At 65.1% G+C, this 11,785-nt stretch carries 12 protein-coding genes; 5 read left to right on the top strand and 7 right to left on the bottom strand.

The features are described 5' to 3' along the window. Window positions 1-62 precede the first annotated feature (62 nt). On the top strand, window positions 63-1,049 hold the full coding sequence (locus C7H84_RS09850; protein ID WP_121858637.1) for an AraC family transcriptional regulator: 987 nt from the start codon (window positions 63-65) through the stop codon (window positions 1,047-1,049). 89 nt (window positions 1,050-1,138) lie between these two features. On the opposite strand, the gene gltA is transcribed toward C7H84_RS09850, so the two are convergent. The 7 genes from gltA to C7H84_RS09885 form a co-directional block, all read right to left on the bottom strand. Continuing rightward, the gene (gene gltA / locus C7H84_RS09855; protein ID WP_050011289.1) at window positions 1,139-2,440 is read right to left on the bottom strand and encodes a citrate synthase; all 1,302 of its coding nucleotides are present in this window, start codon (window positions 2,438-2,440) and stop codon (window positions 1,139-1,141) included. A gap of 66 nt (window positions 2,441-2,506) precedes the next feature. Further along, window positions 2,507-2,779, bottom strand: coding sequence for a succinate dehydrogenase assembly factor 2 (locus C7H84_RS09860; protein WP_121858638.1), 273 nt, complete (start codon window positions 2,777-2,779; stop codon window positions 2,507-2,509). Between the two features lie 6 nt (window positions 2,780-2,785). Then, entirely contained in the window at window positions 2,786-3,487 is a 702-nt protein-coding gene (locus C7H84_RS09865) for a succinate dehydrogenase iron-sulfur subunit (protein WP_121858639.1), read from the bottom strand. Window positions 3,488-3,508: 21 nt separating this feature from the next. Then, complete coding sequence (gene sdhA, locus C7H84_RS09870; RefSeq protein ID WP_121858640.1) at window positions 3,509-5,284, bottom strand: succinate dehydrogenase flavoprotein subunit; 1,776 nt, start codon at window positions 5,282-5,284, stop codon at window positions 3,509-3,511. 3 nt (window positions 5,285-5,287) lie between these two features. After that, a complete protein-coding gene (gene sdhD / locus C7H84_RS09875) occupies window positions 5,288-5,656 on the bottom strand; it encodes a succinate dehydrogenase, hydrophobic membrane anchor protein (protein WP_034180015.1) in 369 nt (122 codons plus the stop codon). A gap of 4 nt (window positions 5,657-5,660) precedes the next feature. After that, on the bottom strand, window positions 5,661-6,077 hold the full coding sequence (gene sdhC, locus C7H84_RS09880) for a succinate dehydrogenase, cytochrome b556 subunit (protein WP_121858641.1): 417 nt from the start codon (window positions 6,075-6,077) through the stop codon (window positions 5,661-5,663). 168 nt (window positions 6,078-6,245) lie between these two features. Then, entirely contained in the window at window positions 6,246-7,070 is an 825-nt protein-coding gene (locus tag C7H84_RS09885) for a GntR family transcriptional regulator (RefSeq protein WP_121858642.1), read from the bottom strand. Window positions 7,071-7,358: 288 nt separating this feature from the next. On the opposite strand from C7H84_RS09885, the gene C7H84_RS09890 reads away from it, so the two are divergent. The 4 genes from C7H84_RS09890 (at window position 7,359) to C7H84_RS09905 (ending at window position 11,734) form a co-directional block, all read left to right on the top strand. Beyond that, entirely contained in the window at window positions 7,359-8,345 is a 987-nt protein-coding gene (locus C7H84_RS09890; RefSeq protein ID WP_121858643.1) for a malate dehydrogenase, read from the top strand. A gap of 183 nt (window positions 8,346-8,528) precedes the next feature. Continuing rightward, the gene (locus C7H84_RS09895; RefSeq protein ID WP_121858644.1) at window positions 8,529-9,533 is read left to right on the top strand and encodes an aldolase/citrate lyase family protein; all 1,005 of its coding nucleotides are present in this window, start codon (window positions 8,529-8,531) and stop codon (window positions 9,531-9,533) included. A 223-nt stretch (window positions 9,534-9,756) separates the two neighbouring features. Continuing rightward, the gene (locus C7H84_RS09900) at window positions 9,757-10,263 is read left to right on the top strand and encodes a hypothetical protein (protein WP_121858645.1); all 507 of its coding nucleotides are present in this window, start codon (window positions 9,757-9,759) and stop codon (window positions 10,261-10,263) included. Window positions 10,264-10,282: 19 nt separating this feature from the next. Beyond that, a complete protein-coding gene (locus tag C7H84_RS09905) occupies window positions 10,283-11,734 on the top strand; it encodes a bifunctional 2-methylcitrate dehydratase/aconitate hydratase (RefSeq protein ID WP_121858646.1) in 1,452 nt (483 codons plus the stop codon). The last annotated feature ends 51 nt before the right edge of the window (window positions 11,735-11,785 follow it).

Below are 11,785 nucleotides of genomic sequence, written 5' to 3' on the forward strand. Positions count from 1 at the left end.
ACTCGTGAGGATCGGTCGCGATCGTGCCACCGCGCGCTGCCCGCCCTCGTCCGGAGGTCTCGATGAAACCGCTGTACGAGCACGTGACGTTCGCCCCTGGCTGTTCGATTCGCGTGTACCACCGCCAGCTCGCACGCATTCCATTCGAATGGCACCGCCATCCCGAATACGAACTGACGCTGACGCTGAACAGCCGCGGCCAGCGCTTCATCGGCGATCACGTCGCCCGCTATGCGGACGACGATCTCGTGCTCGTGCCGCCGAACCTGCCGCATACGTGGTCGTCGAACGCGCGCATCGACCGCGACGCGCCGGAAGTCGCGCTCGTCCTCTGGTTCGACGGCGACTGGGCGCGGCGCGTGGCCGACTGCTGCCCCGAATACGCGCCGCTGCGCTCGCTGCTGCGCCGCGCGGCGCCGGGCCTCAGCTTCGACGCCGAGACGGCGCGCGCGATGCGCGCGCGGCTGCCGAAGTTGCTCGATCCGTCGCCGCGCGTGCGCCTCGCGGCCGCACTCGACACGCTCGCCGAGCTCGCGGAAGCCGGCGGCGAGCCGCTCGCCACCGCGCAGGCCTACGATCGTCCCGACCCAGCCGCGCCACTCGCCGACGCGGCCTCGGCCGCGCCCGAAGCCGAGCGCCTCGATCGCGTGCTCGACGCGATCGACCGGCAGTTTCACGAGCCGCTGCGCATCGACACGCTCGCGGCCGTCGCGCACATGTCCGAGCGCACGCTGCAACGGCTGTTCGCGCGGCACCTCGGCGAAAGCGTCGGCCGCTACGTGCAGCGGCTGAGGCTCGCGCATGCGTGCCGTCACCTGGTCGGCACCGACTGGCCGATCGCGACGGTCGCCGCGCGCTGCGGCATTCCGAACGCCGCGAACTTCAACCGCCAGTTCCTCGCGGCGCGCGGGATGACGCCCGGCGCATATCGGCAGTTCTTCGCGCAGCACGGCCATGCGCCCGATGCCGACTCGCCGGCGTCGCTCGATACGCGGCCGCCGTCGCTGGAACGCCGCACCGGATCGGACAAACTTCGGCCGCACAAATGAAAACACCCCGGCGGGATATCCCACCGGGGTGCTGAAGCATTGCGTTGCCGGACGCGAGCGGCCTTGCGGCCGTTCGCGCCGCGCACGACTTAACGTGCGTTGAGCGGCTTCGCTTCGCGCGGCGTGTCGCCGATGAACAGCTGACGCGGACGGCCGATCTTCTGTTCCGGATCCGCAATCATTTCGTTCCACTGTGCGATCCAGCCGACCGTACGTGCCATCGCGAAGATACACGTGAACATCGACGTCGGGATGCCCAGCGCGCGCTGGACGATGCCCGAGTAGAAGTCGACGTTCGGGTACAGCTTGCGCGACACGAAGTATTCGTCTTCCAGCGCGATCTTCTCGAGCTGCATCGCGAGCTTGAACAGCGGGTCGTCGTGCAGGCCCAGCTCGTTCAGCACTTCGTAGCACGTTTCGCGCATCAGCTTCGCACGCGGATCGTAGTTCTTGTACACGCGGTGACCGAAGCCCATCAGCTTCACGCCCGAATTCTTGTCCTTCACCTGCTTGATGAATTCGGGGATGTTGTCCGGCGAACCGATCTGCTCGAGCATGTTCAGCGCGGCTTCGTTCGCACCACCGTGCGCCGGGCCCCACAGACACGCGATACCGGCTGCGATACACGCGAACGGGTTCGCGCCCGACGAGCCGGCCAGGCGGACCGTCGACGTCGATGCGTTCTGCTCGTGATCGGCGTGCAGGATCAGGATACGGTCGAGCGCGCGGACGAGCACGTCGTTGACCTTGTACTCTTCGCACGGGTTCGAGAACATCATGTGCATGAAGTTCGCGCTGTACGACAGTTCGTTCTTCGGATAGACGAACGGCTGGCCGATGCTGAACTTGTACGCCATCGCGACGAGCGTCGGCAGCTTCGCGATCATGCGGATCGCCGACACTTCGCGGTGACGCGGGTCGTTGATGTCGAGCGAGTCGTGATAGAACGCCGACAGCGCGCCGACAGCCGCCACCAGCACTGCCATCGGGTGTGCATCGCGACGGAAACCACGGAAGAAGAAGTGCATCTGCTCGTGCACCATCGTGTGCTTCGTGACGGTGTCGACGAATTCCTTCTTCTGCGCGGCGTTCGGCAGCTCGCCCTTCAGCAGCAGATAGCAGCTTTCGAGGAAGTCGGCGTTTTGCGCGAGGTTGTCGATCGGGTAGCCGCGGTACAGCAGTTCGCCCTTGTCGCCGTCGATGTACGTGATCGCCGAATTACAAGCTGCCGTCGACATGAAGCCCGGGTCGTAAGTGAACTTGCCGGTCTGGCCGTACAGCTTGCGGATGTCGATCACGTCCGGGCCCATCGTGCCCTTGTAGATCGGCATTTCGACGCTCGGCGAGTTGTCGCTGAACGATAGCGTGGCTTTAACATCAGACGGAGTCATGGCACATCCTCAATCGAAATAAAGAAACGGGATTCGATAACGGGCACAACGCGCTACACCTTGGCGTTACACGTTGCGCAGCATCTCCAACAGCCGGTGAATGTCCTGGCTGTCTAGGTCGCCCTCTGGTTCCTTGCGCGCGAGGAGCAAGTCCATCAGGTCGTTGTCGCTCAGATCGAGCAGGCGCGACAACGCGCCTACGTCTGCATCGGTGAGGTCATGCTCGTATCTGCTGAAGAAACGCTCGAAGATGATGTCGTTTTCCAGCAGACCCCGCCGCGCGCGCCAGCGGAGGCGCGCGCGGCGGTGCGGGTCGGATTGATGCGAATCGTCGCTCATCAAGCTTTATACCGCGCGGCGCACCATCAGTTCCTTGATCTTGCCGATCGCCTTCGTCGGGTTCAGGCCCTTCGGGCAAACGTCGACGCAGTTCATGATCGTGTGGCAGCGGAACAGACGGTACGGGTCTTCCAGGTTGTCGAGACGCTCGCCGGTGGCGGTGTCGCGACTATCCGCGATGAAGCGGTAAGCCTGCAGCAGGCCGGCCGGGCCGACGAACTTGTCCGGGTTCCACCAGAAACTCGGGCACGACGTCGAGCAGCTCGCGCACAGAATGCACTCGTACACGCCGTCGAGCTCGTCGCGTTCTTCCGGCGACTGGAGGCGTTCCTTCTCCGGCGGCGGCGCGTCGTTGATCAGGTACGGCTTGATCGAGTGATACTGGTTGAAGAAGTGCGTCATGTCGACGATCAGGTCGCGCACGACGGGCAGGCCCGGCAGCGGGCGCAGCACGATCTTCTGCGGCAGCTCGTTCAGGTTCGTCAGGCACGCGAGACCGTTCTTGCCGTTGATGTTCATCGCGTCCGAACCGCACACGCCTTCACGGCACGAACGGCGGAACGACAGCGTCTCGTCCAGTGCCTTCAGCTTGACCAGTGCGTCGAGCAGCATGCGCTCATGCTGGATCTCGAGCTCGTACGTCTGCATGCGCGGCGCCGCGTCCTTGTCCGGATCGTAGCGGTAGACTTCAAAAATGCGTTTTGCCATTTCGGATTCCTTTGACTCGGCTTAGAACGTGCGCGGCTTCGGCGGCACGGATTCGACCGTCAGCGGCTTCATTTGAACCGGCTTGTAGTCGAGGCGATCGCCTTCGCTGTACCACAGCGTGTGGCGCAGCCAGTTGTCGTCGTCGCGGTGTTCGTAATCGCTGTGGGCATGCGCGCCACGGCTTTCCTTGCGTGCTTCCGCAGAGACCATCGTCGCGCGGGCGACTTCGATCAGGTTGTCCAGCTCGAGCGCTTCGACGCGCGCGGTGTTGAACACCTTCGACTTGTCCTTCATGTGGATGCTTTCCACGCGGGCCTTCAGGTCGGCCATCCGATCGACGCCTTCCTTCAGCAGCGCCGACGTGCGGAACACGCCTGCATGCTTCTGCATCGTCGCGCGGATGTCGTTCGCGACGTCCTGCGTGTACTCGCCCGAGCTCGACTTCTCGAGCTTCGCCAGGCGCGCCAGCGAGAACTCGCCTGCATCGGCCGGCAGCGGCTTGTGTTCCTTCTGGTTCTTCACGTGCTGGACGATGTGGTTGCCGGCCGCGCGGCCGAACACCACGAGGTCCAGCAGCGAGTTCGTGCCGAGGCGGTTCGCGCCGTGCACGGACACGCACGAGCATTCGCCCACTGCATAGAAGCCGTTGACCGGTTCCTTGTGATCGCGCGACGTGCCGACGACCTGACCGTGGATGTTGGTCGGGATGCCGCCCATCTGGTAGTGGATCGTCGGGACGACCGGGATCGGTTCCTTGATCGCGTCGACGTTCGCGAACTTCAGCGCGATTTCGCGGATCGACGGCAGACGCTTCATGATCGTCTCGGCGCCGATGTGCGACAGGTCGAGCAGCACGTGATCCTTGTTCGGACCCACGCCGCGGCCTTCCTTGATTTCCTGGTCCATCGAACGCGACACGAAGTCACGCGGCGCCAGATCCTTCAGCGTCGGTGCGTAGCGTTCCATGAAGCGCTCGCCGTTCGCGTTGCGCAGGATACCGCCTTCGCCGCGCACGCCTTCGGTGATCAGCACGCCCGCGCCGGCCACGCCGGTCGGGTGGAACTGCCAGAACTCCATGTCCTGCAGCGCGATGCCCGAGCGGGCCGCCATGCCGAGGCCGTCGCCGGTGTTGATGAACGCGTTCGTCGATGCCGCGAAGATCCGGCCTGCGCCGCCCGTCGCGAACAGCGTGGTCTTGCCTTCCATGATGTAGACGTCGCCCGTCTCCATCTCGAGGGCCGTCACGCCGAGCACGTCGCCGTCCGCGTCGCGGATCAGGTCGAGCGCCATCCATTCGACGAAGAATTGCGTCTTCGCTTCGACGTTCTGCTGGTACAGCGTGTGCAGCAGCGCGTGACCGGTACGGTCGGCGGCCGCGCAGGCGCGCTGGACCGGCTTCTCGCCGTAGTTCGCGGTGTGGCCGCCGAACGGACGCTGGTAGATCGTGCCGTCCGCGTTACGGTCGAACGGCATGCCGAAGTGTTCCAGTTCGTACACGACGTTCGGTGCTTCGCGGCACATGAATTCGATCGCGTCCTGGTCGCCGAGCCAGTCGGAACCCTTGATCGTGTCGTAGAAGTGGAAGTGCCAGTTGTCTTCGCTCATGTTGCCGAGCGACGCGCCGATGCCGCCTTGTGCGGCGACCGTATGCGAACGGGTCGGGAACACCTTCGACAGCACGCCGACCGACAGGCCCGCGCGCGACAGTTGCAGCGCTGCGCGCAAGCCCGAGCCGCCCGCGCCGACGATCACCACGTCGAACTTGCGGCGCGGCAGGGAAGTTTTGATTGCAGCCATTCTTTACACTCTCCAGAGAATCTGCGCGGCGTAGCCCGCACATGCGAGCAGCCAGACGATGGTCAGCGATTGCAGCAGCAGGCGCACACCGACGGGCTTCACGTAGTCCATCCAGATGTCGCGCACGCCGACCCATGCGTGGTAGAAGAGGGAGAGCAGCATCACGAAGGTCGCGAGCTTCATCCATTGTGCGGAGAAGATCGATGCCCAGCCTTCGTACGAGAAGTCATGCGCGCCGAAGAACAGGACGAGCAGGATAACCGTGTAGACCGCCATGATCGTGGCGGTGATGCGCTGCGCGAGCCAGTCGCGCAGGCCGTAGTGAGCGCCGACGACGAGGCGCTTCGAGCCGATTCGGTTGTTGGCTGCCATTTTCTTAGAACGCTCCGAACAGTTTGAGTGCCATGGCGATCGTCAGTGCGATCGAGACGACAAAGACGACGACTGCCGTCCGCTTGCCGCCTTCCTTCGAGACGGCGTCGTGATTGACGTCCATCAGCAGGTGGCGAATGCCGGCGCAGAAATGGTGGAGGAATGCCCACGACAACGCGAGGACGATCAGCTTGACGATGACGTTGGAGAGGAACTGCTTGAAGACTTCGAAGCTGAGCTCGGAGGTGAGGCTCTGGTCGAAGAGGAACAGCAGGAACGGCAGGAACAGGAACAGCAGCGCGCCGCTGACTCGGTGGAGAATCGACAATATCGCCGCCAGCGGCATGCGATATTTCAACGTGATGTCGCCGATTCCGATGTTCCGGTATTCCGGCCTCGGCTTTCTTACTGCGTCAGTCATGCTAGACCCCTACTATGTTGTCACACTAATCCGCGATTTTAGCGCCTTTTTATATCGCGCTGCAGCGAAAGTCTGCTCTGGATCGTTACGCGAACGGGAATAAAGGCGGCCCGAAACGTGCTACGCGAACATGGGAAGCGCGCGCACGCTGCTTGTGCCGATACGTCGTCAGCTCAAGTCATTCTGATAGTAATACCCGGTCGTGACATACCAGCCGCGCCGCACTTCCACCGGCCGGTCTCCGTATGTATAGGACACGCGCTCGACCGACAGCAATGGAAAACCCGCCGGCACGTGCAGCAGGTCGGCCACCGCCGGCTCCGCGGCCACCGCGCGGATCTTTTCCGTCGCGCGGATCATCCGCGTGCCGAACTCCGTCTCGAACATCGCGTAGAGCGGCCCCTTGTACTCGCTCAGCCGCTCGAACGTGAGCCCGCGGAACATCACGCCCGGCAGCCAGATCTCGTCGAGCACCGTCACTTCGCTGTCGAACTCCAGCAGGCGGCGCACCTGTACGACCGGATCGGCCGGCTTCAGGTCGAGCTGCCGCGCGATCTCGGCCGGCGCGCGCAGGCGCCGGCATTCGAGCAGGCGGCTCACGTGCGGGTGTTCGGCACCGTCGTCGGCCAGCAGACGCAGGAAGCGGAACTGCGCGCGATCTTCGTTGTGCGTTGCAACAAAAGTGCCCTTGCCCTGGCGGCGAACCACGAGGTTTTCGGCGGCCAGTTCGTCGATCGCCTTGCGAACGGTGCCCTGGCTGACCTTGTAACGGGCTGCAAGCTCCACTTCGCTCGGGATGATCTCGCCCGGCTTCCATTCACCGGTTTCGAGACTTTGCGTGATCAATGACTTGATCTGCTGGTATAACGGGCTGAAAGTCGGGGACGGCGAAGCGGCAGGCGCCGGCATGGAATCGCCCGCGCCCGGCTGCCCTGGGCCGCCTGCGCCGGTCGGATTCGCGTTGTTCGCCTGGTTCGATGTCATGGCGCGCATTTCATCACAAACCGCGCTTTTTCGTCCACTCAAATTCCGCAAAACATCTGTCTTATATAAGACATATGATACCGTTTGACTTTGGGCCCGCCGGCTCCTACACTCCGGGGCGAGCAAGGGTTCGCGGGTGCAAATCGCGTCCCCGGCTACGTGCCACGGCCGTCTCCAGGTTCACCGCGTCTGCCTTTCGCGAGTCCTCCGCCCTGCTTCAATGCAACGCTACGCGTAACGCGCATAGAATGGCGTTTTGCCTAGCGTCCACCGCTTCACCCGTCCTGGAGATTTTCAATGGCTAAGCCCGCAAAGCGCGTTGCCGTCACCGGCGCCGCAGGTCAAATCGCTTACTCCCTGCTGTTCCGCATCGCGAACGGCGACCTGCTCGGCAAGGACCAGCCGGTCATCCTGCAACTGCTCGACCTCCCGCAAGCCCAAGCCGCCGTCAAAGGCGTCGTGATGGAACTCGACGATTGCGCGTTCCCGCTGCTCGCGGGCGTCGTGATCACCGACGATCCGAAGGTTGCATTCAAGGATGCAGACGTCGCTCTGCTGGTCGGCGCACGTCCGCGCTCGAAGGGCATGGAGCGCAAGGACCTGCTGTCGGCGAACGCCGAGATCTTCACGGTCCAGGGCGCGGCACTGAACGAAGTCGCTAGCCGCGACGTGAAGGTGCTGGTCGTCGGCAACCCGGCGAACACCAACGCGTACATCGCGATGAAGTCGGCTCCGGATCTGCCGAAGAGGAACTTCACGGCAATGCTGCGCCTCGACCACAACCGCGCGCTGTCGCAGCTCGCAGCGAAGTCGGGCAAGCCGGTCGCGTCGATCGAGAAGCTCGCCGTGTGGGGCAACCACTCGCCGACGATGTACCCGGACTTCCGCTTCGCGACCGTCGAAGGCGAATCGCTGCTGAAGCTGATCAACGACGACGTGTGGAATCGCGACACGTTCATCCCGACCGTCGGCAAGCGCGGCGCGGCGATCATCGAAGCGCGCGGCCTGTCGTCGGCGGCGTCGGCAGCCAACGCGGCGATCGACCACGTGCGTGACTGGGTCCTCGGCACGAACGGCAAGTGGGTCACGATGGGCATTCCGTCGGACGGCTCGTACGGCATCCCCGAAGACATCATCTACGGCGTGCCGGTCACCTGCGAAAACGGCGAATACAAGCGCGTCGAAGGCCTGGAAATCGACGCGTTCTCGCGCGAGAAGATGGACGGCACGCTGGCCGAGCTGCTCGAAGAGCGCGACGGCGTCGCCCACCTGCTGAAGAACTAAGCAGGCTGCATGATCGGGCCGCCTCCGGGCGGCTCGCTCACGGCACGAGCGGCGGGCCGGCAGCCGGCCCGCCGCCCGATCCGATCCGGGCACGTTCTGCCGCTCGAGGCGCCCCGCGCGCCGGCCCAGAGCGCGCCCGAATCCGATTTTCTCCACGTTGGCCGCTTCCTTGACGTAGAAGAGATGTCCGCGCTCACTCCTGCACAAGTGCTGTACGACGGGGCGTCCCCGCCCGCGATCCTGCCCTGCTGCGATCACTACGCGGGCAGCGAGAAGCTGATGCGCAAGTCGCTCGCGCTCCAGGCCGAACTCGGCCCCGTGTTCGACATCACGCTCGACTGCGAGGACGGCGCCGCCGTCGGCCAGGAAGCGGCGCACGCGCAGCTCGTCGCCGACATCCTCGGCAGCGCCGAGAACCGCTTCGGGCGGGTCGGCGTCCGCATCCACGACTTTTCCCATCCCCACTGGCGCGACGACGTGCGCATCGTGCTGCGCGCCGCCCGCGCACCGGCCTACATCACGCTGCCGAAGATCGCGAGCGCGGCCGACGCGGCCGAGATGGTCGCGTTCATCGAAGGCACGCGCCGCGAGCTCGGCCTCGCGCAGCCGATCCCGGTCGACGTGCTGGTCGAGACGCACGGCGCGCTCGCGCAGGCGGCCGCCCTCGCCGCGCTGCCGCTGGTCGGCACGCTGAGCTTCGGGCTGATGGACTTCGTGTCCGCCCATCATGGCGCGATTCCCGATACGGCGATGCGCTCGCCCGGCCAGTTCGACCACCCGCTCGTGCGCCGCGCGAAGCTGGAAATCGCCGCGGCCTGCCACGCCCACGGCAAGACGCCGTCGCACAACGTGACCACGGAAGTGCGCGACATGGCCGTCGTCGCCGGCGATGCGCGCCGCGCGCGCGACGAATTCGCGTTCACGCGGATGTGGAGCATCCATCCCGCGCAGATCCGCCCGATCGTCGACGCCTTCGCGCCGCGCACCGATGAAGTGGCATTGGCCGCCGAGATCCTGCTGGCCGCGCAGGCCGCCGACTGGGGCCCGACGCGCCACGGCGACACGCTGCACGACCGCGCGAGCTACCGCTATTACTGGTCGGTGCTGCGCCGGGCGAAGGCGACCGGCCAGCCGGTGCCGGCCGAGGCCGCGCCGCTGTTCGGCCCGCCCGCCGGGGACGCGCGGTGAGCGCGCGCCGACACACGGATTTCATCGAAGCGCGGGAGCGCGAACCGGCGCCAGGTTTGCGAAACGACAAAAAACGTAACGGAGCCCGAAAACCTTAAATATGCGCGGCCAAATAGGTGAAAATAGCGGCCGCTGCGCGCTTCCGGGGCGCGTGCAGTTTCAACCCGGCCGGCGGTGTCAGCTGCCGGCCCTTGTCAACTGATTATCGAAAGGTTCTGACTCCATGAAGAAACTCCTGATCGCTACCGCTATCGGCGCGTTGTCCGCCACGATGCTGGTGTCGGCTCCGAGCGCGTTCGCCCAGGATGCGACGACTGCGAAGAAGACGGCCAAGCGCCCGGCGCCGGCCAAGCGCCTCGTTCCGCGCAGCAAGAAGGCCCAGGCACGTGCCGCGGCCAAGGTCGATCCGGTGCCGGATGGCGCGGTCAAGTGGGCGTGCAAGGACGGCCTGTCGTTCGACCTCGCCGGCGACATGAAGCGCGACCAGCTGGTCACGGTTCACTGGGCGAAGAAGAACTACAAGCTGCCGCGTCAGGCCACGACGACGGGCGCCGACACGTTCTACGATCCGGCCGCCGGCCTCAAGCTGGTCGTGATCCCGAGCAAGGCAATGCTGTTCAGCGATGCGAACGGCGGCGAGCGTCTCGCCGACGAATGCGTGACGCCGGAAATGGCGCAAGGCACGCCGGCTCCGACGCAATCGAACGAGCTGAAGCCGGCAACGAACTAAGCGCGTTCCCAGGCCCTCGATGTCCGCCCCGGTCTCCAACGTCCGCCCCGCGCCGGATTCGGTACTCGTCGATATCGTCGACTACGTGCTGAACACCGGCATCGACAGCGCGCTTGCGCTGGAGACGGCGCGTCATTGCCTGATCGACACGCTCGGATGCGGACTCGAGGCGCTGTCCTACCCCGCCTGCACCAAGCTGCTCGGCCCCGTCGTGCCCGGCACGATCGTGCCGAACGGCGCGAAGGTGCCCGGCACGTCCTTCCAGCTCGATCCCGTCCAGGCCGCGTTCGACATCGGCGCGATGATCCGCTGGCTGGACTTCAACGACACCTGGCTCGCCGCCGAATGGGGTCATCCGTCCGACAACCTCGGCGGGATCCTGGCGACGGCCGACTGGCTGTCCCGCACGGCCGTCGCGGCCGGCCGGCAGCCGCTCGCGATGCGCGACGTGCTCGTCGCGATGATCCAGGCCCACGAGATCCAGGGCTGCCTCGCCCTCGAGAACTCGTTCAACGCGGTCGGGCTCGACCACGTGCTGCTCGTGAAAGTCGCGTCGACGGCCGTCGTCGGCCGCCTGCTCGGCCTCACGCGCGACGAACTGATCAACGCGGTGTCCAACGCGTTCGTCGACGGTCAAGCGCTGCGCACTTACCGCCATGCGCCGAACACCGGCTCGCGCAAGTCGTGGGCGGCCGGCGACGCGACGTCCCGCGCGGTGCGCCTCGCGCTGATCGCGAAAACCGGCGAGATGGGCTATCCGTCGGCGCTCACCGCGAAAACCTGGGGCTTCTACGACGTGCTGTTCAACGGGCAGCCGTTCCGCTTCCAGCGCCCGTACGGCACGTACGTGATGGAGAACGTGCTGTTCAAGATCGCGTTCCCCGCCGAATTCCATGCGCAGACGGCCGCCGAGGCTGCGCTGCAGCTCAACGCGCAGCTCGCCGCCGCAGGCCGCACGACCGACGAGATCAGCCGGATCACGATCCGCACGCACGCGGCCGCGCTGCGCATCATCGACAAGCAGGGCCCGCTCGCCAATCCGGCCGACCGCGACCACTGCATCCAGTACATGGTCGCCGTGCCGCTGCTGTTCGGCCGCCTGACCGCGGCCGACTACGAAGACACGGTCGCCGCCGATCCGCGCATCGACGCGCTGCGCGCGAAAACCGTGTGCGTCGAGGATCCGCAGTTCACGAAGGATTACCATGACCCGGCGAAGCGCTCGATCGCGAATGCATTGACGATCGAATTCGCGGACGGGTCGAAGCTTGCCGAAGTGGCGGTCGAATACCCGATCGGCCATCAGCGACGCCGTGCGCACGGCATCCCGCTGCTGATCGAGAAATTCAGGACCAACCTTGCCCGCCGTTTCCCGGCAAAGCAGCAACAAGCGATTTTCGACGTGTCGCTGGACCAGGCAAAGCTCGAAGCGATGCCGGTCAATGAGTACGTCGACTTGTATGTGATATAGCCGTCAATACGAGACTCTTTGTTTCCTAGCCTTAAACCCAGGAAAATCACC

The sequence above is a fragment of the Burkholderia sp. Nafp2/4-1b genome (assembly GCF_003635165.1).
Classification (GTDB): domain Bacteria; phylum Pseudomonadota; class Gammaproteobacteria; order Burkholderiales; family Burkholderiaceae; genus Burkholderia.

Bases quoted from the DNA above. Each gene is read 5' to 3' on its own strand.
- C7H84_RS09850 (WP_121858637.1), top strand. From the start codon at position 63: ATGAAACCGCTGTACGAGCACGTGACGTTCGCCCCTGGCTGTTCGATT.
- gltA (WP_050011289.1), bottom strand. From the start codon at position 2,440: ATGACTCCGTCTGATGTTAAAGCCACGCTATCGTTCAGCGACAACTCG.
- C7H84_RS09860 (WP_121858638.1), bottom strand. From the start codon at position 2,779: ATGAGCGACGATTCGCATCAATCCGACCCGCACCGCCGCGCGCGCCTC.
- C7H84_RS09865 (WP_121858639.1), bottom strand. From the start codon at position 3,487: ATGGCAAAACGCATTTTTGAAGTCTACCGCTACGATCCGGACAAGGAC.
- sdhA (WP_121858640.1), bottom strand. From the start codon at position 5,284: ATGGCTGCAATCAAAACTTCCCTGCCGCGCCGCAAGTTCGACGTGGTG.
- sdhD (WP_034180015.1), bottom strand. From the start codon at position 5,656: ATGGCAGCCAACAACCGAATCGGCTCGAAGCGCCTCGTCGTCGGCGCT.
- sdhC (WP_121858641.1), bottom strand. From the start codon at position 6,077: ATGACTGACGCAGTAAGAAAGCCGAGGCCGGAATACCGGAACATCGGA.
- C7H84_RS09885 (WP_121858642.1), bottom strand. From the start codon at position 7,070: ATGCGCGCCATGACATCGAACCAGGCGAACAACGCGAATCCGACCGGC.
- C7H84_RS09890 (WP_121858643.1), top strand. From the start codon at position 7,359: ATGGCTAAGCCCGCAAAGCGCGTTGCCGTCACCGGCGCCGCAGGTCAA.
- C7H84_RS09895 (WP_121858644.1), top strand. From the start codon at position 8,529: ATGTCCGCGCTCACTCCTGCACAAGTGCTGTACGACGGGGCGTCCCCG.
- C7H84_RS09900 (WP_121858645.1), top strand. From the start codon at position 9,757: ATGAAGAAACTCCTGATCGCTACCGCTATCGGCGCGTTGTCCGCCACG.
- C7H84_RS09905 (WP_121858646.1), top strand. From the start codon at position 10,283: ATGTCCGCCCCGGTCTCCAACGTCCGCCCCGCGCCGGATTCGGTACTC.